Source organism: Pantoea trifolii, assembly GCF_024506435.1.
Lineage (GTDB): Bacteria > Pseudomonadota > Gammaproteobacteria > Enterobacterales > Enterobacteriaceae > Pantoea > Pantoea trifolii.
The window spans coordinates 387,784-408,574 of the sequence record NZ_JANIET010000002.1 but is presented as its reverse complement, the minus strand read 5'-3'; the positions used below and the strand labels follow the sequence as shown (position 1 = coordinate 408,574).

Genomic DNA, 20,791 nt, shown 5'->3' with positions numbered 1-20,791 from the left:
TCAGTAAACGTCTTTCGGTCACCATAAATGGCGACCCTACAAAGGATTGGCGCTTTTTTCGTAGGGTGCGCATTAATGCGCACCTGCATTATGGCGCGCGTTTTATCTCGTATCACACTCTCTTCTCAGCGTTTTCCCGTGTATCATCGCCGCTTTTAAGCAGTTTTGTAGGGAATAAGTGATGACGGAGATGACATTGTCCCGCCGGCAGCCTTCCGTATGGTGGGGCGCGATGATTATTTGCGGCACCGTAGTGGGCGCAGGGATGTTTACGTTGCCGGTGGTGATGGCGGGCGCGTGGTTTGGCTGGGCGATGGTGTTGTTGCTGATTAGCTGGGGCGGGATGTTGCTGTCCGGCTTGTTGTTTATGCGTGTTAGCTTGAAGTATCCGCCTGGCGCGGGTTACGACACCTTAACCAAAGATTTGCTCGGACGTGGCTGGGCGACGCTCAATGGTCTTAGCATCTTATTTGTCCTCGGCATTCTCACCTACGCCTACATTTCGGCCAGCGGCCCGGTTTATCAGCAATCGATCAGTCAGTTGGGATTACCGATCTCTACCGCAGAAGCCAAAATAGTGCTGACGCTGTGCGTTGCTTTGGTAGTGTGGCTCGGTACTACCGGCGTCAGCCGTTTGATGACTTTCTGCGTGCTGGCGAAAATTCTGCTGTTGATCGTACTGTTCGGCGGCTTAATGACGCAGGTGAATGTGCCGTCGTTACTGAGCGGGCCCGCAGCAGGGGAACATTACTGGCCTTATGCACTTGGCGTGCTGCCGTTTTGTCTCGCGTCGTTTGGTTACCACGGCAACATCACCGGTCTGGTGAGTTATTACGGCGGTAATAAGCAGAATATTACGCGCGCGTTGGTCTTGGGTACCTTGCTGTCGCTGGCGCTGTATCTGTTTTGGCTGACTAGCACCATGGGAAATCTTCCGCGCGATGCGTTTCCCGAGATTGTGCAGCAGGGCGGTGATATCGCGGCACTGATGGCAGCGTTGCGTGATCATCTGCACGTAAATGCGCTGGCGCTGATGATGTCGATCTTCTCGCATTTCGCGGTGATCGCTTCATTCCTCGGCGTCACCGCTGGTCTGTTTGATTTCATCGCCGATCGTCTGGGATTCGGAAATTCACCGGGCGCGCGTCTGAAAACCGCCAGCCTGACTTTCCTGCCGCCGTTACTCGCCTCGATTTGCTGGCCGAGTGGTTTTGTCGCCGCGATTGGTTTTGCAGGACTGTTCGCGACTTTATGGGCGGTGATCATCCCGGCCATGCTGGCGTGGAAATCTCAGCAACGCTGTTCACTGGCAGTGGTTTTACTGTTTGTATTTGGCGCGATGAATATACTGGCCTGGCTGCTGAGCTGGTTTGGGGTATTGCCGGAATTTGGTGGCCGATAAGAGAGAAAAGGACAACGTCGTGCAGACGTTGTCTTCGATTTAATGCATAGAACCGGCTAACACGTTAAGGGCATGCGAGAAGAAGTCGCGCCGACCAAAATTCCCCGATTTTAGCGCCAGCGCCAGCGGTCGCTCGCCTTGAGCAAACAGGGCGGGCACGCCAGGATCGATTTCACTTCCAACCTGCAGCGAACCTAAATTCAACGCGCTGACCACCGCGCCCGAGGTTTCTCCACCGCCAACCACTAAACGCTGAATGCCCGTTTCAAGCACCAACTTGCGTGCCGTATCACCAAACAGCCGATCAAGGCGTTGTGAGATATTGTGCTGGCCAAACTGCTGCTGCATTTGCTTTACGGTTGCGGGATCGCCTGAGGAATAGATCAGCGGGCAACGGTTCTGTTGGGTGAGGATAAAATCCACGAGATCGTCAGCATCAATTCGTTCCGCCATCACATCCTCAATCTCAATGGCCAGCACCGCATGCTGTTTTTGGTGTTCTTCTATTTGTCCGCGCGTCGCACCTGAACAACTGCCAACTAAAATGGCGCTGGAACCTTTAATGGCAGGAAACTCACTGTTGTTACCTTGTGCTTTACCGGCACTGATAAAATTGTGCGGCAGGGCAAGCGCGATGCCCGATCCACCACTGATAAGCTTCTCATCCGCAGCGGCGATGCCGATCAGCGTTAAATCGTGATCGCTGATGGCATCCACCACCACCAATTGGGGTTCCTCATCTGTCCGGGCTTGCAGAATCTCGCGCAGTGCTTCACTGCCTTGCACCACTTGCTGCCAGCCAATATGGCTGACGCGCGTTTTTGCCTGGCGCGCCAGCAAACGGCGGATATCCGCATCCTTCATGGGCGTCAAAGGATGATGCTCCATGCCAGATTCATTCAGCGGACGGGTGTGCACAAACAAATTGCCCTGATAAAGCGTACGGCCCATCGCGGGAAACGCCGGGCAGACAATCACATTGCGCGCCGCTAATCGCTGAGCCAGCGCGTCGAGTACAGGACCAATGTTGCCAGAGTCGGTCGAGTCAAAGGTCGAGCAATATTTAAATACGATCTGCGTACAGCCTTGCTGCAATAGCCATTCACAGGCAGCCAGCGATTGTTGAACAGCTTCCTCTGCGGGCAGAGAGCGCGATTTCAAGGCAATAACGCCAGCTTGCACCTGTTTGTCTGCAGATTGATGCGGTACGCCAAGATACTGGGTCGTGCGCAAACCGCCTTCGCCCACCAATCCTTTCGACAGCGTGACGGCAATATCGCTGGCACCGGTAAAATCATCGGCGATGACCCCAATCAGCATGATGATCCTCCAATCGCGGACTGCATTTTTTTCACCGCTGCATGCGGTGCCGTTAAAACCGGAATCGAGACTTTCTCACGCACGGCATCGGCGGCGCGCGAGGTAGAGAAGTGCGCCAGCATAATCACATCGCAGTGACTTAACTGCGGTGCGCACTCTGCGACCAGACGATTGTGGCTGGCGACATCACCTTTACGCAGCAGGTCGATGGCATCCGGAACCAGCACGGTTTCCAGCGTCGCGGATGAACCAATTTGTTCGGCATAGTGATAAAACTCATCGCACATCGTCACTAATGACGGACCAAAGGTCGCCAGCATGCCGATGCGTTCGCCTTGCTGCAGTGCAGCCTCGAACATCGCTTCATTCGGTTTAAGCACCGGCACCGGCAAAGCCGCAGAGAGTTCATCAATCGCTGGGCCAAAGGCTGAGCAGGTCACCAGAATACCTTGCGCATTCATCGCGTAACCGTAGCGGCCAAAAGCAACGAAGCGATCAATCAACTGCCGGGAAAGCTGTTCTTCTTTTGCGCGATCCACAGTCAAACCATCATCCAGCAAATTCACCACTTCAGCCTCTGGCCAAAGATCGTTAAAAGCGTCCTGAATAGGAGACATCGCCACCGGCGTGGCATGCAGTAAAACTATGCGTTGGCTCATCATTTTCTCCGACACCAGCGATACACAAGTGAATTACAGCACACCATATCTGAGTTAGAATGAAAATGTAAGGGCTTACATTTGTCTTCATATGGTGATGCCCGTCACATAAAAAAACTGCGCATCTGTCAGGATGTAAGTGAATGCATTCGTCTGAATGCCTAATTTGAAATCGCTTACTTTTAGCTAACTCTGAGAACGCACTATGACCATTCGTGGAGAAACCACCGCTATTAACGTTAACGTGACACCCGAAGCGCAGGTGCGCCCTGCGAATACGGTGCCACGCCATTTTCGTGACTTGCTGGCGTTAGATGATTTTGAACGCCATGCGCGTAAGCGATTGCCGAATATGATTTATCAGTATGTAAAAGGCGGCGTGGAAACCGGCAGAGGACTTGCTGCCGCGCATGAGGCTTATCAGCAATATGTCTTTGTGCCGCGTATGTTCCGCGATGTTTCTGGCCGGGATCAGCGTGTGAATTTATTGGGCCATGATTGGGCGCATCCATTCGGTGTTGCTCCGCTTGGCGGCGCGTCGTTTGTCAGTTACCGGGCTGACTTAATGCTGGCGAAGGCTGCACGCGCAATGAATGTGCCAATGATCCTCAGCGCCTCGTCGCTGATTTCGTTAGAAGAGGTGATCGCCGCTAATCCTGACGCCTGGTTTCAGGCCTATCTGGCGGGCGACCAACCGCGTATCGATCGCCTGGTCGACCGCGTTGAACACGCCGGTTATAAAACGCTGGTGGTGACCGGTGATACACCGATGCTGGGTAATCGGGAACATAACACCCGCAGTGGCTTCAGCATGCCGATAAAAATCACGCCGAAAGTGATGTGGCAAAGCGCCATGAGTCCGCGCTGGCTATTGGGCACGGTGGCGCAAACCTTTCTGCGTCATGGTGCGCCACACTTCGAAAATACCGATGCTGAACGCGGCCCGCCGATGATGTCGAGCAAAGTACGTAACACCAATGCACGCGACAAACTGAGCTGGAAGCACGTTGAAGCGATCCGTAAAAAATGGAAAGGCAATCTGGTGATTAAAGGGCTGATGTCGCCGGATGATGCCTTCATCGCGCGTGATCTTGGCGCCGATGCGGTGATTCTCTCCAACCACGGCGGCCGTCAGCTGGACTACACGGTGCCGCCGCTGCATACACTCGCTGAAATTGCGGCGGCGAAGGGCAATATGAAGGTAATTATTGATAGCGGCATCCGTCGCGGCACCGATGTGATGAAAGCGATGGCGCTGGGCGCGGACTTCGTGTTTCTTGGTCGTCCATTCCTGTATGGCGCGGTGATTGGCGCTCAGGCGGGCGTTGAACATGCCATGCATATCCTGCGGGATGAAATCGATCGCGATTTAGCACTGATCGGCGTGACGCGGCCTGAGCAACTTAATGCTGCGCTGCTGCGTCGCGCTCCCTTTTTCGCACGCGAGGATTAATCATGGCGTTAACGATTTATAGCGCGCTTGCACTGAGCGCGCCGTTTAACACGCTGGTTGCCCAATGGCAGTCGCAACATCCTGATGCACCGCTGGCGATACGCTGGCATCCCAGCACCCTCATCGAAAAAGAGCTCAACGCTGGCGCCGGTGCGGATGTGGTGATCGCTACGGTTGAGACGCTGGACCGCCTGACACAATCGGGTTTGGCGGATGCGGGCACGCGTATCGAACTGGTTGATTCTCCCATCGGTATTGCCGTGCGGGCGGGCGCTGCACAGCCCGATATCAGCAATCGCGAAACGTTGATTCAGACTTTGTTAGCTGCGCGTTCGGTGGCCTGGTCAGAAGCCGGAGCCAGCGGTGTCTGGTTTTCACAATTGTTGAAACAACTCAACATTGATACGGAACTGCGCGCGCGTGGCACGGTGATTCCTGCTGGTTTTACCGCCGAGCAACTGGTGCAGGGCAACGCTGACCTGGCAGTACAGCAGATCAGCGAACTGCTGATGGTGGAGGGCATTGATGTTGTTGGACCGCTGCCAGCGGGTACGCAGCAGGCGATTTCGCTTTCGGCTGCGGTGTTAAGCCGCGCCCAACAACCTGAACGGGCGCAAGCATTTCTGAGCTGGCTGAAAACGCCGTCAGTCACGGACGTGTTCAACCGTTTCGGCATGGATAGACGCGATTAGCGTTCCTGACGGGGCACCGAGCCGCTGCTGCCCCGGACAATCAACTCGGTACTTATCTGCGTCTGCATTGGTGCGGGTAAGTTATTCAGCGAGTTCAACAAATAGTGCGCGGCGTGTTCACCAATCGACGCTAAATCCACGCGCATGGTGGTCAGCGGATGCTCAAGATGCTCGGCGTATTCATAGTCGTTGAAGCCAACGATGGAGATATCATTTGGAATGCGCAGATAACGCTCGCTCGCCGCGCGCATAGCACCAAACGCCAGCAGATCGTTACCGCAGATGATGGCGGTGGGCGGCTGCGGCGCATCGAGTAGACGAAACACCGCTCTGCGCGCATCATTCATGGTGAAGGCGTTATCAATTAAATGCGTATCCGGCAGCGTCAATCCATACTGCTGCAGGGCGCGGCGCGTACCGTTCAGGCGTTCTGAAATACGATCGTTGGAAGGTGGCGTGCCAACAATCACCGCAAAGCGCTGATGCCCTAATCCCAGCAAATGCTGCGCCAGGGTTTCAGCCGCACCCTCGCTGTCATAACCGACACAGGGTCTTTCGCTGTCTTGCGAAAAGGTCTGCACGCAGGCGATATTCTGCTGAATAATGCGCTCCCACAGCTTTGGATGATGGGTATTGCCCACCAGCATCAAACCATCGATACCGTACTCAATCAGCTTATTAACTTCTTTCAGCTCGGTTTCCGGATCGAAGTTGGAGTTAGCCAATAGCAGCGTATAGCCGGCTTCATGAATCAGTTGCTGAAAAGCCGCCAGCGGGCGCGAAAAGGTTTCCGTCGCCAGCGTGGGTACTACCGCGCCAATCGTCATGCTGCGGCGTGAGGCGAGGGTGCGCGCGGCGCGGTTAATCACATATCCCAATTCCTCACAGGCCTTTTCCACCGCTTCACGGCGTGACGCTTTGACCGTGGTGCTGCCGTTTAATACGCGTGAAACCGTCGCCGTTGAAACGCCAGAGAGACGCGCAACATCATCCAGTGATACGCGGCCAGATCCATTTTGCTTATCACTCATCAAGTCACTCCTGCAGAAAGAGTGAGCTTGTCCACAAAAATTGCAGACACCTCACAGGTAATTTTGAAAGCGCTTACTTTTGGCTTGACTGAATTTTGTAATCGCTTACTTTTGACATCATGTTATCAGGTTGGGTGTGCCTGCTCACGTTTTTTAACACGATCATGAACTGTCACCCCCAAATTTAACCACAACGCTGACTGCAGCCGCCCTAAGGCCGCAGAACCTGTGTTAACCCTATATAAATCATAAAGGAATTCACCATGCGCAGATATCCACGAATTCGCTGGCTGATGATCGTGTTCTGCTTTTTCGCCATCGCAATCAATTACATCGATCGTATCAACCTCGCAATCGCCGCACCGCACATCAAAGCAGATTTAGGCCTTGATGACACCAGCATGGGGCTGATTCTGGGCGCCTTCTTCTGGACGTATGCGCTGATGCAAATTCCGGCTGGACGCTTACTCGATCGTCTCGGTGCACGTGCCGGGCTGGCCATCGCCGTTGGCTGGTGGTCGTTGTTTACGGTGTTTACTTCGTTTGGTAAAGGATTCACTTCTCTTTTTGCGGCACGCTTAGCATTAGGGTTGGGTGAGGCGGGGGGAAATCCGGGCTGTGTAAAAGTGGTTTACAGCTGGTTCCCGAAAAAACAGCGTGCAACGGCAAGCGGGATCTTTGATGCCGGTCCACGTGCCGGCAGCGCGCTGGCGCTGCCGCTGGTTGCATGGTTAATCAGCGTATGGGATTGGGAAACATCCTTCATCGTGACTGGCGCGTTAGGACTGATTTGGGTGGTGATCTGGTTAGTCTTCTATCGTGAGCCTGAAGAGATGAAAGGTCTCGATGAAACTGAGCGTAAAAATCTGCTGGAAGATCGTGCTCTGCCCACTACGCAGGCCGACGCAAAAGTTGAATTGTGGTCACTCTTCCGTCATCGCAACGTGTGGGGAATGATGATTGGCTTCTTCTGCATGAACTTCGCCACCTATTTCTTTGTGACCTGGTTCCCAACTTATCTGACGGTGGCGCATGGTTTTTCATTGAAAGAGCTGGGGACGCTCGGCGCGATCCCTGCACTGATGGGGATTCCGGGAAGTCTGCTCGGCGGGATTGTGTCAGATACCCTTTACCGCAAAGGATTTAGCCTGACCGCTGCGCGTAAAACCTGTCTTATCAGCGGGATGTTGCTCTCCAGCGTGATTGCTTTCGCCGCATTCACCGACAGCATTACGGTGATCCTCACCTTATTCTCCATCACTTACGCCGGTTTAGCCTTCACCGCCGCCAACATCTGGACGCTGCCAGCCGACGTTGCGCCTGCCAGTAATTACGTAGCCACGCTAGGCGGCATCCAGAATTTTGCGGGTAACCTGGCAGGGATAGTTACGGCCTCCTTCACTGGCCTGATGCTGAGCCTCAGTCACGGTTCATTTGTGGTGCCATTGTTGGTGGCGGGCGGAATCTGTGTGCTGGGTGCGCTGACCTTTATGTTTGTGCTCGGCAAACTGGAACCATTACCGATCAGCTCTAAACCGGATGCCAACGTCATTGCTACCGCCAATCAATAAGAGGAGAAACAGCATGCAAAACGAACAGTCCTTACGAGAAGAGATTTGTCAGGTGGGAGCCGATCTGTTTAACCGCGGCTATACCACCGGTACCGCGGGAAACATTAGCGCTCGCCTGGAAGATGGCTGGCTGATTACGCCAACTGATGCTTGTCTCGGACATCTGGAGCCCGGCCGGATTGCCAAGGTTAATCGCGCCGATGAATGGGTTTCGGGCGACAAGCCATCGAAGACATTACTGTTACATCGCCAGATTTATGATCGCAACCCGGAGGCGCACGGTGTGGTGCACACCCATTCCACGCATCTGGTGCAACTGACGTTAGCGGGTGTGTGGCAGCGCGACAGCATTTTACCGCCGCTGACGCCGTATCAGGTGATGAAAGTCGGGCGGATTCCGTTAATCGACTATCGCCGCCCAGGCCATGCCGATGTGGCTGCGCAGGTGGCTGAGCTGGCCAATGACGTGCGTGGCGTGATGCTGGAGAGACTTGGCCCGGTAATGTGGGGAAAATCCGTTTCAGCGGTAAGCTTTGCCCTTGAAGAGCTGGAAGAAACCGCGCGCCTTTGGCTGAACTGCGTGGATAAGCCCGCCGCGCTGCCAGAACAAGCCGTATTGGAGCTGTGCGAACACTTTAATACGCGCTGGTAATACCCGCATTGTTCCCTACAAAAACGAGATCCAAGATGAAAAAGACGGTAATAGCCGCAGGCATGATGCTTTTTGCATCAACGGTATTGGCGCAGGAAAAATCTTTTGTCTACGTATCCAACGGCGACAGCGGAACGGTGACGGCCTACGAGCTGCAAAAGGCGCAGCGCCAGCTGAAACCGATTGGCGAATACCCCAGCGGCCTGAAAAGTATGCCGATGGTGGTATCGCAGGATAACAAGACACTTTACGTCTCCGTTCGCAGTAAGCCTTACCATGTTTCGGCCTGGCATATTCAACCTGACGGCTCGCTGCAGCATTTTGCGGATACGCCGCTGCCAGAGGCGATGGCGTATGTCGCGCTGGATAAGAGCGGGAAATTCCTGCTTTCATCTTCTTACGGCGGCGATCTGTTTAGCATCAATCGCATTGCCGCGGATGGCAAAGTTGAGAGTGCGCCGGTGCAGGTGGTGCATACCGGAAAGCGTGCACATTCGATTCAGACCGATCCCAGCAACCAGTTTCTCTATGTACCGCTGCTGGGTGCCGATCAACTGCTGCAGTACCGTTTTGATAGCCACAGCGGAACCGTCACGGCGAACACGCCAGCGTTTATGAATATTCAACGTGAGGCGGCAACCGGACCGCGTCATTTCACCTTTGCACCGCAGCGGGATGAGAAGGGTGAGCAGAATCTCTATGTGCTGACCGAAATGGCCGGCAACATTTCCCGCCTGACGTTGAACAAAGATGGCACCCTGACGGAACATGAAGCGACACCATCACTCGATCCGGCCATTGCCGCCAACATGCAGCGTGGTGAAGCGCGACCACTGACCGGCGATGATGATTTGCCAAAATCCGCCAAACCGCGTTTATGGCAAGCCGATATTCACATCACGCCAAATGGACGTTTCCTTTATTCTACCGAACGCACCAGCAGTCATATTACTGCATTTCATGTTTCACCGAGCGATGGTCGATTGACGTTGATTAATAGCATGCCAACAGAAGCTCAGCCGCGTGGATTTGCTATTGATAATTCCGGGCGCTATTTAATTGAATCGGGTCAGAAGTCGACACAAATTTCGCTCTATTCCATAGATCAAACCACTGGCAAACTGACATTAATTGAGCGCGTCCCCACCGGCAAGGGCGCTAATTGGGTCACTATTGTTGAGTAAATTTCTGCTCTATTTAATTCATTCGTAAAAAAAGGAGTGTTTATGTCGACTGTTCGCAAAAGATTATTCAGCACATTATTGTGCTCGACGCTGTTAAGCGCAGGATTACCGACACAAGCGGCTGAAAAAGGGGTTGCCACCGATCTGGAACCACTGCACCACGTCATTCTGGAAAATAAATACGTCACGGTAATGCGCGTATTAATTCAACCCGGACAATCGACGCTATTTCATGAGCAGCATCTGGATTATGTTAATACGCACATTGAAGGGAGCCCGGTCAAAATAGAGTATCCCGACAAGCCGGTAAACATGACCGAAATGAAAAGTGGCAATGTTAAATTCGGTGAGCATCAAGGGAAATCAGATACGGATAAGGTCACCAATACCGGAAATAACGTCAATCATCAGGTGGCGTTCGAAATTAACATCCCAGGCCCGCAACATTTTGGTAACGCTTCGCGGCCTGATAATGCCGCATTTACTCAGGTGCTGGATAAGAAAACAGTGAGAGGCTGGAAGGTCACGCTGAAGCCTGGCGCCAGTACCGGCGAATATACGCAACATGGGCCTGGCGTGCGCGTGTTCTTTACTGAAGGGCGGGTACTGATTGCCGATCAAACTCATACCAATCGGGTAAAAGAAGTTTGGGTACATCCCGGCGATGCCTTTTTAACCGAGCCAGGTAAAGTCGATATAACGGCGGCAAGTGGCGGAAATATCATCTTCAATGATTATGAATTGTTATAGCACTGTTTGTATTTTGTGAATTGACGTTGTCTGATAATGTGCACTTCTGTGGGTTGCCACAGAAGTGCATTATTGTTTTTACAATACTAATAATTATTTACCGGAAGCAATTACAATGAAAGCAAGAAAGGTGAGACAGTGTTGTCTGCCTTTCGCGTTGAGCATTCTGATGTCTGCCACATTTTCAGCTCACGCTGAAGATGCGGCTGAGTCTGCGGCTCTTATTGCGAAAGGCAAGTATCTGGCTATTGCTGCGGACTGTGGAGCTTGCCACACCGCACCGAATCAGGGCAAGGAAATGTCGGGTGGCTATATTATCTCCTCGCCGTTGGGGAATATTGTTGCCAGTAATATCACGCCATCAAAAACCGCCGGCATTGGCGATTATAGCGAACAAGATTTTGTTAAAGCCGTGCGAAGTGGCATTAATAAACAGGGGCAGCATCTTTATCCGGCGATGCCTTACACCTCATACGCAAAAATTTCTGATGCCGATATGCACGCGCTGTATGTTTATTTTATGCACGGTGTAAAAGCAGACGATAATGTACCTCCCACCACGGATTTGCCTTTCCCGTTTAATATTCGTTCAAGTATGTTCTTCTGGAATATGCTGTTTGCCGATAATAAGCCATTTATTCCGGCAAAAGATAAATCGGATGTGGTTAATCGCGGTGATTATCTGGTCAATGCATTGGCGCACTGCGATACCTGCCATACGCCACGTAACGCGCTGATGGGGCAAAACAACGGTCAGGCTCTCAGCGGCGGCAGCCTGGGCAGTTGGTACGCGCCGAATATCACGCCCGATCAACAAGCCGGCATTGGCAACTGGAGCGATGCGCAAATCGCGCAATATCTCAAAACGGGCCATGTTGCAGGCAAAGCCCAGGCAGCAGGCCCGATGGCGGAAGCTGTTGAGCACAGCTTACAGCATCTGTCTGATGACGATATCAATGCGATAGTGGCTTATCTGCGGCAGATCCCCGCAGTGACTCAGGCCACCCATTCGCCACGCGACGTGCTTGGCAAACCCGCAACAGATGAAGCGGCGCTGCGAGCGGTTAAAAATCCCGATGCGGGCTGGCAGGTTTACGCCAGTTCTTGCGCTAACTGCCATCAGGCGGATGGTGCGGGCAATCACTTCTATCCTTCGCTGTTCCACAACACCGCCACCGGCGCACCGCAGGCCGATAACCTCATTGCCACTATTGTCTACGGCGTACATCGTCAGGTTGATGGAAAAGATGTCGTCATGCCCGCTTTTGGCCCGGATGGGTTATTTACCGATCGATTAAGCGACCAGCAAATTTCCGACGTCAGCAACTACGTGCTGAAAAACTTTGGTAATGCTCAGCTGAACGTAACGCCTGAACAGGTTAAAACCGTGCGTGAAGGCGGCAAGCGCCCACTGATTGCTCGCCTGGCGCAGCCTGCTGTGTGGGGCGGTGGCGCGGTAGTTATCATTATTTTACTGGTGCTGCTGGTTTCAATTTCGCGTAAGGGGAAAAAACATGGCGCATAACCTTTCCCGACGTCGTTTGTTGCAAGGCATGGGCATTTTGTCACTCGGCGCGATGTGTAATTCCCTGTTCCCGGCGCGCGCGCTGGCTGCAGATCAGATGGCTGAAAATGGTTTTCTGACCGTTTCGCAGTTTTTGGTCAGTCGCCCGGTCGGCCCGATGCTGGGACAGCGCTACTACGATGCCTTGAATCGCCATAATGCCGAATTCACGCACCAGCTCAGCAGCCTGCAGGCAGTGTTGCAGCAGCATAATTTTGCCCATGTCGACGATTTCCTTGCCGCATTTGGTGCAGATAATCCTGACTGGAAAACGGCAAAACGCATCATTTCAGCGTGGTACACCGGCGTTGTCGGCGACGGCAGCGATCTGGAGTTGATTGCTTATGCCGATGCGATGATGTACCTGCCCACCAAAGATATTCTGGTGGTCCCAACCTATGGCGGCGGGCCGTTCTACTGGGCAGTAACGCAAGATGGCAAAGTGGCAACCACAGGAGAAGGCGCATGAGTGCACAAAAAGTCGATGCCGATGTGATCATCATTGGCTCGGGCGTGATGGGCGGGTTGATCGCCTGCCAGATGGCAAAAGCGGGTAAATCGGTGATCATCCTTGAGGCGGGCCCGCGAGTTTCTCGTCAGGAAATCGTCGAACGTTTCCGTAATTCCCCGTTCAAGATGTCGTTAACCAATATCAAATTACAGGGCGTGGGTTCGCCTTATCCCAATCCGCCACATATTCCGTCCACCTACGGTGACTATTTGCAGCAGGTTGGGCCGGTTAAATATCCCACCAAATACCTGCGCGTTGTCGGTGGTACAACCTGGCACTTTGGCTCTGCACTGTGGCGTATGATCCCCAACGATTTCAAACTCAACACCCTTTATGGTCGGGGCCGCGACTGGCCCTTTGGCTACGAAGAGCTGGAAGCGTGGTATGGCAAAGCCGAGCATGAGCTGGGCGTTTCAGGCGTCGATGGACAAGACGAAAGTGGGCAGGGTGGCAAAGCCTGGCCACCGCGATCTACACCATTCCCGATGCCGGGTTTGCCAACCAGTTATCTGTTTGATCGCCTAACTGAGATGCTGGGTAAAGGCGGTTATAATCCGGTGCTGGAACCGAACGGTCGCGCGACTAAGCCGTGGGGCAAGCGCCCAATGTGTGGCGGCAATAATAACTGCAATCCGGTTTGCCCGATCGCCGCCAAATATGATGGCTCGATGCATATCGATGAAGCGGAGCGTTTGGGAGCAAAACTGCTGGATAACGCGGTGGTGTACCGTATAGAGGCAGCGGATGATGGCAAAATTACCGGCATTTGGTATAAAAAGCCGGATGGTTCCGAGCACCATTTAACCGCCGACTACTTTGTACTGGCGGCCTACGGCATTGAATCGCCCAAGCTACTGTTGATGTCGACGTCGGAGAAATATCCCAACGGCATTGCAAACTCTTCCGATCAGGTTGGCCGCAATTTGATGGGCCACACCGGCATCAGTATGAACGTGATGATGTCGGAAGATGTGTGGCCAGGTCAGGGGCCGACCGAATTGCTGGTGTATCTGAACAACCGCGATGGCGTATTCCGCAAGGATTTCCCCAGCTACAAGATCAAAGTGCGTAACACGGTGCCAACCGCCGATTATGCTGCATCGCTGATTGAGAAAGGTGTGCTGGGCTCCAAACTGGATGCTGAAATCCGGCGCCAGTCGGCACGCTCGCTGAACTTTGCTATCGATTTTGAAACCTTGCCGCTGGCGGAAAACCGCGTTACGCCAAGCAAGACGAAAAAAGATGCGATTGGTATTCCGTTGCCGGAGATTTACTACAGCGTGACGGATTACTGGCATGCCGGAAAAGAAGCGGGGCTCAAAGATTTTCACAAGTTTGCAGAACTACTGAATGCGGAAATATTGTCGATCGATACTAAGTTCCAGGATCGCCAGCACATCATGGGCACCACCATTATGGGCGATGATCCGCATAATTCGGTAGTAAATCGTGATTGCCGCACGCATGATCATCCCAATATGTGGATTGCCGGAACCAGCGTGATGCCGTCAGCATCTTGTATGAACCCGACCTTAACCGGCGCTGCGTTGAGCTTGCGCCTGGCTGAGCATATGTTGCAGACCATGAAGACGGAAGTAGCAGGTTAAGTGAGAATCGGTCGCCATAAATGGCGACCCTACGTTCAACCGGTGCGCATTGATGCGCACCGGGTCAAACTATCACTTTTTATTGGAAATCAGCGTGCCTTTCAGGCCGTGCGGCTCGGAACGCAGATACTGCGGCGGCGCTTTGGCCTGCGCACCCAATTCCGCCGCGGCATGCCACGGCCAGCGCGGGTCGTAAAGCACCGCGCGCGCCAGCGCGATCAAATCCGCATCACCTCCCTGCAAGGCCTGTTCTGCCTGCTTCGGTTCCGTAATCAAGCCAACGCCAATCACCGGAATCTTCACTTGTTTGCGGATGTCGCGGGCAAAAGGCAATTGATAGCCGGGGCCAACCGTAATTTTCTGCTGCGGTGACAGGCCGCCGCTGGAAACGTGCACGTAATCGCTGCCCGCCGCTTCAAGCTGCTGGCTAAATACAATCGACTGCTCAACATCCCAGCCACCTTCAACCCAATCCGTTGCCGAAAGGCGCACGCCAACCGCCACCGAGTCCGGCAGGGCGCTTCGCACCGCATGGAACACTTCCAGCGGGAAGCGCAGACGATTCTCCAGCGAACCGCCGTATTCATCCTCACGCTGGTTACTCAGCGGTGACAGGAACTGATGCAGCAAATAACCGTGTGCGGCGTGCAGTTCAATTAACTGGATACCGCGTTTGGCGGCACGCTGCGCGCTATCAACGAAGGCTTGTTTCAGGCGCTCAAGATCCTGTTTCGTCAGCGCCACCGGCGCGCGATCTTCAGGATTAAAGGCTTGCGCAGAAGGCGCGACGGTTTGCCAGCCGCCTTGTTCCAGTGATAGCTGATTGCCACCGAGCCACGGCGCGGCGCAGGACGCTTTACGTCCGGCGTGACCGAGTTGAATACCAAATGGAATGTCAGAATATTGACGGATATCCTGCAGAACGCTGGCCAGCGCCGCTTCCGTTGCATCGTCCCACAAGCCTAAATCACCGGGAGAAATACGTCCGGCCGCTTCGACAGCAGTCGCCTCAATGATCAGCAAACCGGCGCCGGAAAGCGCCAGTTGCCCGAGATGAATGCGGTGCCAGGCGCTGGCTTTGCCATTCTCAGCGGAGTATTGGCACATCGGCGCGATCACGATGCGATTATCGAGCGTTAACTTACCCAGTTGCGTCGCACTAAACAGTAAACTCATTGAAACCTCATCATCATTGGCTGAATGGCTTTAAGCTTAGGGCCAAAAGCGCATTTTGCAGAGGGCTATGAGTTTGAATGTTGTAGCAAAAAGTAAGTTAAGCGGAATGTGCCCCACAGGTGAAAACCTCAGGGCAATGACTACAGAATAAATTCGCTAAATCTTGTCTGATTCTTAACCAAATAATCGGGGAAATGTTCGGCAGTAAGTTCTTGTTTGCACATTTTTCTGTCACGGCCCCAAATATCTTTGCCATTTTTCAGTGCATCAATAATATGATCGCTATTGTTGAATTGTGGTAAGTCATATTCCGTGTGCGAAATAGAAGACATTTTTTCCGATATCCGCTCTGGTCGCATAATCCATGAAAAATGCCAGCCTGCAGATGTAATATTTTTATTACGTAGCTTGAAGAGCGTCCATTTCATAAAGCTGGATTTAATTGGGCTTTTTTTTATATTTCGGAAATCTTCTGGTTTACCGGCAAAGAAACCTTTAAGATTTTTAAGTGATGCCGCCCGGGGCAATGAACACACGCGCGGAACGCCATTAGTATTGAAAACCTGCAGATTGAACTGATAATTGTAGAAATTCATGTGCAGCGAGGTGCAAAGTCTGCGTTTATTAATTTTTACTATAACCTTGGGATTGGGTATTTCATCAACGTCGGAAACGATAATAATATCGTCGTCATTGGCGGATTCTAAACCTCTCATGATGGCATTTCGTGTATGGGCTTCGTTCTTCCATGCATTGACGACATTATTTGTGAAAAAGGGCGGCTCGTCATAAACGACATAAATAATCTTATGCTTAAATTTAGCGAATTTATTCACATTGAAATGCAAATTTCGCGGCTTACCGGTGAAAGTATGTGTGGATTCAACAATCACGAAGTAGTCGACGACGTCATTCAAAGTATGTAACCGAATGTCGAGTAACATATCTTCGTCATAGTATAAAAAGCAATCATAAATCATAGCGATTCCGCTTAAGCTATTCTGGGTTCATTTGCCCACCTCTGATTGTAAGTATTCTGTCATATATTTATCAATTAATGCTAATAACTGATAAAAAAAACAACTCCCTGTTTTCATTTATGTCGATAAAAACGTCACCGGTCGCCATCCGCAGGCTGTGTCACTACCGGTGCGCACAGCCAACGCATGCGCTGCACGTTGCCAGCGTGCCATCACCTTTTCAACGAAGGAAATTACTTTATGCCCACTATTTTGGGCTTAACCGATCGGCATTACCCATGAATGGCGACCCTTATATCTCGATCATTCTCCTCCGGGTGCTATGATCCCCGACTGATCATCGGGAAGTTGCGGGTGAGATGGCTGGAGCCGTTCGGCGACTGCCATATCTGCATGGCGCGTACAGCGAGCCGCTGGCCACCTTCCTGCACGATGAAGGCTATGACGTCAGCGTTGAAAACCCTGCCCGCATTAAGCGCTTCGGCCAGGCCGAACTGAACAATATGTCTTGCCAGGTACTGGCAAGACGGTATCTACAAAGCGGTGTTACTTCTGATTCTTACTGGTGAATTCCTGATAATTTTCTTTAGTCACCGTTTGATAAGGCACCCAGTTGTAGGCTTCGGTCTTTTTACCGCTCAGCATGTCGTAAGCCACATCGACTGCGCCGGTTGCCTGACCTTTCGCATCCTGGAAAATCGTTACCGCCATTTTGCCGTTCTTAATAAACTGCAAACCATCTGGCGTGCCATCGATACCGGCGACTAACACATTGCTTTTCTTCAGCTGATCGAGCGCCATAATTGCCCCGATCGCCATTTCATCGTTGTTGGCGATGATGGCATTGATATCGTTACCATCCTGCAACCATGACAAAGTTTTATCGACCGCTTCGTTGCGCTGCCAGTTGGCGCTCTGTTTCTGGATCACTTTCAGACCAGGATGATCCTTAACATAATCTTCAACCGCTTTGGTACGCTGACGCGCTTCCTCAGTGGAAAGGGCACCCATCAGAATGGCGATATTGCCTTTGTTATCCAGACGCTTGGCTAACGCTTCGATCTCCATCTTGCCGCTTAACGCAGAATCAGAACCGACATAGGCCATTTTGCCGGTCAATTTCACTTCGGGTTTACGGTTGACGAAGATCAACGGGATATTGGCTTTCTGCGCGGCGGCGATTACTGGCATCACGCCTTGCGTATCCACCGGGTTGATGATGATCGCGTCCGCACCCTGATTGATGAAATCATCCACCTGCTGAATTTGCAGGGACACATCACCTTTGGCATCGGCAAACTGGCTGTTGAGCCCTTTGTCTTTGAGCTGCTTCTCCATCTGACTACGCAGGATGGAAACGAAATTGAGATCGAGGTTAGCCAAAGCGACGCCAACCATGTAGGTTTTCGCTTGGGCAGTGAACACACTGAGCAAACAGCAGATAAGCATTACTACCTTGAATAATTTCATTTTTTTATCTCTGTAGGGGAGGTTTGTTTTATTTTGCATCCGGGTGCAAAGTTGGCCAGATTGCTGCCGCTGATTGACATCATGTTCATAAGGGCAACGTGATGTTCTGTCTTCACTCTCAAGTACGGTTGAAAAATAGTCAACGCAGCAAAAATTGATTTCATCACCACGATCACAAAATCATCACGATTTGCACCCGAGTGCATAATAGAAATGCAACCGGGTGCAAAGTTTGCGAAAGTCGCCTCTTGCTAACGTGAGGAATCGCTCTATGCTCACTTTTTGCCAGGCAATTAGCGGAAGGGAGCCGATGACGAGAACAGTGAAAAAGGCCACGGCCAGCGATGTGGCCATTCTTGCGGGCGTGTCGAAATGGACGGTATCGCGTGCTTTTATGCCCGGCGCTTCGATTTCCGAGAAGGCACGCGAGAAGGTGATGCGCATCGCTAAAGAGCTGGGATATCGCCCCAATTTGCTGGCGCGCAGCCTGGTGAAGAAGAGGACGCATATCATTGGCGTGGTGATCGACGAGCTAAAGAATCCGCATACGCTGATGATCCTCAATGAAGCCACGCAGCAGCTGCAACGGCGTGGTTACATGGCGCTGATCCTCAACATCACCGATGGCGAACCGTATCGATCGGTGATGACGCAGGCGGATCAATTGCAGATCGACGGCGTTCTGTTTCTCGGCACGGTGCTATCGGCGCAGCTGATTACGCTGGTGGAGGACATGTATAACATTCCGCTGGTGCAGCTGTGTCGCAATACGCATGCGCAGGGCATTGATGTGGTGGCGATTGATGGTTATGCCGCAGGGAAACAAATCGCCGAACTTTTGCTGGCGCAGGGCGCGCAACGTTTTGGCTTTATGCAAGGTCCGGATACACCGACGTCTCATCTACTGCGCAAAGAGGGATTTGAAGTTACGCTGCAACAAGCGGGATGCCAGATTAATGTACTGCTAAAAGCGGGCTGTTACGATCGCGCGCGTAGCTGGCAGGCGATGAGTGATTACCTGCAACAGCCGGACGCGCCTGTGATTGATGCGCTGTTCTGTGAAAACGATGTGCTGGCGCTCGGTGCGATGGAAGCAATGCGCGCCGCGCCAAATATGCCCAAGATTGCGGTGGTGGGATTTGATGATATCGAAGAAGCCAGCGCGCCAGGCTGCCAGCTCACCACCTTTAGTCAGCGGATAGATCTGCTGATCGCCGAAGCGTTGAACCGCTTGATTGATGGTCGCGAGGGTGCTGATGAGCGTTGGCGCCACGGTGAAATGCGTGTGCGCCGTTCGCATTTGCGGTCGCCATGAATGGCGACCCTACGGCGTAAAATTACTGCTCGATGCTGGTCAGCAGCGCATTCTGAATAATTCTTTGCGCTTTTAGTGGGTTTTGCTCGCGCTGTGCTTCCTGCAAGGCGGCGATATCCAGCTTATCCAGCGCGCGATAAATATGTTTGAGGAAGCGGATCGACAGATTTGCAGCTTCGACATGATCTTCGCGGAACGGGAACTGATCGAGTTGCCATACGCCGTCCCAGTTGTTGATCTTCAGTACATAGAAGAATTCGAAAATCTCGGTCATGTGCACGGTGCCGACCACCAGATCGTCATCCCAACCGCGCAGGTTGTCGTTGACGTCCATACCAAACAGGCGGCCGCGATCGATAATCAGCTGGGCGGAATCCGCCGGCGACTCCCCAGCAAACAGCGCATGACCGAAATCGAGCAATACGCCGACATTATCGAGGCCAATGTCCTCGATGCCAAGCAGCGTACGCGCCGCCGAATCCCAGGTCATTTTCACGCGCGGTTCACGCGGTTTGTACTCAATCGCAAATTTAACGTCAGGATTGGCGCTCGCCAGTTCGCGCATGCCATCCACCGCCATCTTCCACAAGTTTTTATGATCGACCTGGAACGGATAATCCCAACCGTCCTGACCTGGCCAGACTTTCACGTAGTTAGCGCCCAACTCACGCACCACGGTGGCGGCTTCATGCATCAAATCAAACGCCTGTTTGCGAATGGCAGCGTCCGGATTGGTAAAGGCACCGCGTGAGAAGCGACGCAGGTAAATTTCTGGCGTGACGCCGATGGCTTTCAATCCGGCATCGGCCAGCGCTTGTTTCACCTGCGCGACCGTGACGCCTTCAGTGAAGGGATAGGGCACATCAACGTAGGAAAGATCCTCGACGCTGCCAGCGAGTTTAATCTGATCAAGCGTACTGAGCGCCGGTCCGTAACCATCTACGGCGTAGCGATCGATATAGTTGGCAAAGTGCCACAAGCCGGCACCGAATTTCGGATACGTGTAGGAACTCATTCGACCTTCTCCTCAGATGATTGCATTTGTGAATATATATTCACATTGGATTATATATTCCATTCTGCACCTCGATGTGCGCACTTAACCAGCAATCAGTGGAGAAAATGCAACCACAATCACACAAAATCACTTAAACCGTAGGGTCGCCATTCATGGCGACCAGGTTTGTACAAGGTTGGTGGCGTAATGCTTGTGAATCGGTCGCCATGAATGGCGACCCTACGTTTTACATCTTTGCCTGATAACCCATTCGGCTTAACCGGCTGAATAACTCTTTATTATTGGCGCAGTTAAGTTTGCGAATAATACTTTGCCGGTGATGGCTAATGGTTTTACAACTGAGATGTAGCTTGTGCCCAATGTCGGTGAGATTGCTGGTTTGCCCCAACATGCGCAATAAACCAAATTCACGCGGTGAAAGGGTTTGTTTGGTGCG

General features: G+C 52.5%; 19 protein-coding genes and 1 pseudogene. 12 read left to right on the top strand and 8 right to left on the bottom strand.

Annotated elements, in window-relative coordinates:
• Positions 1-181: 181 nt before the first annotated feature.
• Positions 182-1,402, top strand: coding sequence for an aromatic amino acid transporter (locus tag NQH49_RS21305; RefSeq protein WP_256698734.1), 1,221 nt, complete (start codon positions 182-184; stop codon positions 1,400-1,402).
• Positions 1,403-1,441: 39 nt separating this feature from the next.
• On the opposite strand, the gene otnK is transcribed toward NQH49_RS21305, so the two are convergent.
• Both otnK and NQH49_RS21295 read right to left on the bottom strand, forming a co-directional pair.
• The gene (otnK, locus tag NQH49_RS21300) at positions 1,442-2,722 is read right to left on the bottom strand and encodes a 3-oxo-tetronate kinase (RefSeq protein ID WP_256698733.1); all 1,281 of its coding nucleotides are present in this window, start codon (positions 2,720-2,722) and stop codon (positions 1,442-1,444) included.
• Positions 2,716-3,381 (bottom strand): aspartate/glutamate racemase family protein, encoded by a 666-nt coding sequence (locus NQH49_RS21295; protein ID WP_331482749.1) that lies wholly within the window; start codon positions 3,379-3,381, stop codon positions 2,716-2,718. The genes otnK and NQH49_RS21295 overlap by 7 nt, the downstream gene beginning before the upstream one ends.
• Positions 3,382-3,586: 205 nt before the next feature.
• Here NQH49_RS21295 and NQH49_RS21290 point away from each other — a divergent pair, with 205 nt between their 5' ends.
• A complete protein-coding gene (locus tag NQH49_RS21290) occupies positions 3,587-4,834 on the top strand; it encodes an alpha-hydroxy acid oxidase (RefSeq protein WP_256698731.1) in 1,248 nt (415 codons plus the stop codon).
• A 2-nt stretch (positions 4,835-4,836) separates the two neighbouring features.
• Positions 4,837-5,526, top strand: a complete 690-nt coding sequence (locus tag NQH49_RS21285) for a molybdate ABC transporter substrate-binding protein (RefSeq protein ID WP_256698730.1) — start codon at positions 4,837-4,839, stop codon at positions 5,524-5,526.
• On the opposite strand, the gene NQH49_RS21280 is transcribed toward NQH49_RS21285, so the two are convergent.
• Positions 5,523-6,557, bottom strand: coding sequence for a LacI family DNA-binding transcriptional regulator (locus NQH49_RS21280; RefSeq protein ID WP_256698729.1), 1,035 nt, complete (start codon positions 6,555-6,557; stop codon positions 5,523-5,525). The two genes, NQH49_RS21285 and NQH49_RS21280, sit on opposite strands and share 4 nt — an antisense overlap.
• 263 nt (positions 6,558-6,820) lie before the next feature.
• On the opposite strand from NQH49_RS21280, the gene NQH49_RS21275 reads away from it, so the two are divergent.
• The 7 genes from NQH49_RS21275 to NQH49_RS21245 all read left to right on the top strand — a co-directional run bounded on the left by NQH49_RS21275 (position 6,821) and on the right by NQH49_RS21245 (position 14,396).
• Positions 6,821-8,128 carry an MFS transporter gene (locus NQH49_RS21275; protein ID WP_256698728.1) on the top strand — a complete coding sequence of 436 codons (1,308 nt, stop codon included), beginning with the start codon at positions 6,821-6,823 and terminating at the stop codon, positions 8,126-8,128.
• A 13-nt stretch (positions 8,129-8,141) separates the two neighbouring features.
• Positions 8,142-8,780, top strand: a complete 639-nt coding sequence (otnC, locus tag NQH49_RS21270; protein ID WP_256698727.1) for a 3-oxo-tetronate 4-phosphate decarboxylase — start codon at positions 8,142-8,144, stop codon at positions 8,778-8,780.
• Between the two features lie 35 nt (positions 8,781-8,815).
• Positions 8,816-9,964, top strand: a complete 1,149-nt coding sequence (locus tag NQH49_RS21265; protein WP_256698726.1) for a lactonase family protein — start codon at positions 8,816-8,818, stop codon at positions 9,962-9,964.
• A 42-nt stretch (positions 9,965-10,006) separates the two neighbouring features.
• Positions 10,007-10,714, top strand: coding sequence for a hypothetical protein (locus tag NQH49_RS21260; protein ID WP_256698725.1), 708 nt, complete (start codon positions 10,007-10,009; stop codon positions 10,712-10,714).
• 115 nt (positions 10,715-10,829) lie between these two features.
• Positions 10,830-12,239, top strand: a complete 1,410-nt coding sequence (locus NQH49_RS21255; RefSeq protein WP_256698724.1) for a c-type cytochrome — start codon at positions 10,830-10,832, stop codon at positions 12,237-12,239.
• Complete coding sequence (locus tag NQH49_RS21250) at positions 12,229-12,747, top strand: sugar dehydrogenase complex small subunit (protein WP_256698723.1); 519 nt, start codon at positions 12,229-12,231, stop codon at positions 12,745-12,747. Before NQH49_RS21255 ends, NQH49_RS21250 begins: the two co-directional genes overlap by 11 nt.
• Entirely contained in the window at positions 12,744-14,396 is a 1,653-nt protein-coding gene (locus NQH49_RS21245) for a GMC family oxidoreductase (protein WP_256698722.1), read from the top strand. Before NQH49_RS21250 ends, NQH49_RS21245 begins: the two co-directional genes overlap by 4 nt.
• 72 nt (positions 14,397-14,468) lie before the next feature.
• Here NQH49_RS21245 and NQH49_RS21240 read toward each other — a convergent pair whose 3' ends face one another.
• Together NQH49_RS21240 and NQH49_RS21235 are read right to left on the bottom strand one after the other, a co-directional pair.
• A complete protein-coding gene (locus NQH49_RS21240) occupies positions 14,469-15,572 on the bottom strand; it encodes an NADH:flavin oxidoreductase/NADH oxidase (protein ID WP_256698721.1) in 1,104 nt (367 codons plus the stop codon).
• A 140-nt stretch (positions 15,573-15,712) separates the two neighbouring features.
• The gene (locus NQH49_RS21235; RefSeq protein WP_256698720.1) at positions 15,713-16,552 is read right to left on the bottom strand and encodes a glycosyltransferase family 17 protein; all 840 of its coding nucleotides are present in this window, start codon (positions 16,550-16,552) and stop codon (positions 15,713-15,715) included.
• Between the two features lie 359 nt (positions 16,553-16,911).
• Here NQH49_RS21235 and NQH49_RS23545 point away from each other — a divergent pair, with 359 nt between their 5' ends.
• A complete protein-coding gene (locus NQH49_RS23545) occupies positions 16,912-17,121 on the top strand; it encodes a hypothetical protein (RefSeq protein ID WP_372340044.1) in 210 nt (69 codons plus the stop codon).
• Here NQH49_RS23545 and NQH49_RS21225 read toward each other — a convergent pair.
• Positions 17,099-18,022 carry a substrate-binding domain-containing protein gene (locus NQH49_RS21225; RefSeq protein ID WP_256698719.1) on the bottom strand — a complete coding sequence of 308 codons (924 nt, stop codon included), beginning with the start codon at positions 18,020-18,022 and terminating at the stop codon, positions 17,099-17,101. The genes NQH49_RS23545 and NQH49_RS21225 overlap by 23 nt on opposite strands.
• 310 nt (positions 18,023-18,332) lie before the next feature.
• Between NQH49_RS21225 and NQH49_RS21220 the strand changes: the two genes are divergently transcribed.
• Positions 18,333-19,337 (top strand): LacI family DNA-binding transcriptional regulator, encoded by a 1,005-nt coding sequence (locus tag NQH49_RS21220; protein ID WP_256698718.1) that lies wholly within the window; start codon positions 18,333-18,335, stop codon positions 19,335-19,337.
• Between the two features lie 22 nt (positions 19,338-19,359).
• On the opposite strand, the gene NQH49_RS21215 is transcribed toward NQH49_RS21220, so the two are convergent.
• Positions 19,360-20,352: a sugar phosphate isomerase/epimerase family protein gene (locus tag NQH49_RS21215; RefSeq protein WP_179452610.1), complete on the bottom strand. Its 993-nt coding sequence runs from the start codon at positions 20,350-20,352 to the stop codon at positions 19,360-19,362.
• Between the two features lie 229 nt (positions 20,353-20,581).
• A pseudogene (locus NQH49_RS23540) lies at positions 20,582-20,770 on the bottom strand (LuxR C-terminal-related transcriptional regulator); the annotation flags it as partial.
• Positions 20,771-20,791 lie beyond the last annotated feature (21 nt).

What these genes read in the sequence shown, in the direction of transcription:
- NQH49_RS21280 (WP_256698729.1), bottom strand. Translation starts at nt 6,557, where the DNA reads ATGAGTGATAAGCAAAATGGATCTGGCCGCGTATCACTGGATGATGTT.
- NQH49_RS21225 (WP_256698719.1), bottom strand. Translation starts at nt 18,022, where the DNA reads ATGAAATTATTCAAGGTAGTAATGCTTATCTGCTGTTTGCTCAGTGTG.
- otnC (WP_256698727.1), top strand. Translation starts at nt 8,142, where the DNA reads ATGCAAAACGAACAGTCCTTACGAGAAGAGATTTGTCAGGTGGGAGCC.
- NQH49_RS21290 (WP_256698731.1), top strand. Translation starts at nt 3,587, where the DNA reads ATGACCATTCGTGGAGAAACCACCGCTATTAACGTTAACGTGACACCC.
- NQH49_RS21295 (WP_331482749.1), bottom strand. Translation starts at nt 3,381, where the DNA reads ATGAGCCAACGCATAGTTTTACTGCATGCCACGCCGGTGGCGATGTCT.
- NQH49_RS21305 (WP_256698734.1), top strand. Translation starts at nt 182, where the DNA reads ATGACGGAGATGACATTGTCCCGCCGGCAGCCTTCCGTATGGTGGGGC.
- NQH49_RS21275 (WP_256698728.1), top strand. Translation starts at nt 6,821, where the DNA reads ATGCGCAGATATCCACGAATTCGCTGGCTGATGATCGTGTTCTGCTTT.
- NQH49_RS21220 (WP_256698718.1), top strand. Translation starts at nt 18,333, where the DNA reads ATGACGAGAACAGTGAAAAAGGCCACGGCCAGCGATGTGGCCATTCTT.
- NQH49_RS21250 (WP_256698723.1), top strand. Translation starts at nt 12,229, where the DNA reads ATGGCGCATAACCTTTCCCGACGTCGTTTGTTGCAAGGCATGGGCATT.
- NQH49_RS21255 (WP_256698724.1), top strand. Translation starts at nt 10,830, where the DNA reads ATGAAAGCAAGAAAGGTGAGACAGTGTTGTCTGCCTTTCGCGTTGAGC.
- NQH49_RS21245 (WP_256698722.1), top strand. Translation starts at nt 12,744, where the DNA reads ATGAGTGCACAAAAAGTCGATGCCGATGTGATCATCATTGGCTCGGGC.
- NQH49_RS21235 (WP_256698720.1), bottom strand. Translation starts at nt 16,552, where the DNA reads ATGATTTATGATTGCTTTTTATACTATGACGAAGATATGTTACTCGAC.
- NQH49_RS21215 (WP_179452610.1), bottom strand. Translation starts at nt 20,352, where the DNA reads ATGAGTTCCTACACGTATCCGAAATTCGGTGCCGGCTTGTGGCACTTT.
- otnK (WP_256698733.1), bottom strand. Translation starts at nt 2,722, where the DNA reads ATGCTGATTGGGGTCATCGCCGATGATTTTACCGGTGCCAGCGATATT.
- NQH49_RS21265 (WP_256698726.1), top strand. Translation starts at nt 8,816, where the DNA reads ATGAAAAAGACGGTAATAGCCGCAGGCATGATGCTTTTTGCATCAACG.
- NQH49_RS21260 (WP_256698725.1), top strand. Translation starts at nt 10,007, where the DNA reads ATGTCGACTGTTCGCAAAAGATTATTCAGCACATTATTGTGCTCGACG.
- NQH49_RS23545 (WP_372340044.1), top strand. Translation starts at nt 16,912, where the DNA reads ATGGCTGGAGCCGTTCGGCGACTGCCATATCTGCATGGCGCGTACAGC.
- NQH49_RS21285 (WP_256698730.1), top strand. Translation starts at nt 4,837, where the DNA reads ATGGCGTTAACGATTTATAGCGCGCTTGCACTGAGCGCGCCGTTTAAC.
- NQH49_RS21240 (WP_256698721.1), bottom strand. Translation starts at nt 15,572, where the DNA reads ATGAGTTTACTGTTTAGTGCGACGCAACTGGGTAAGTTAACGCTCGAT.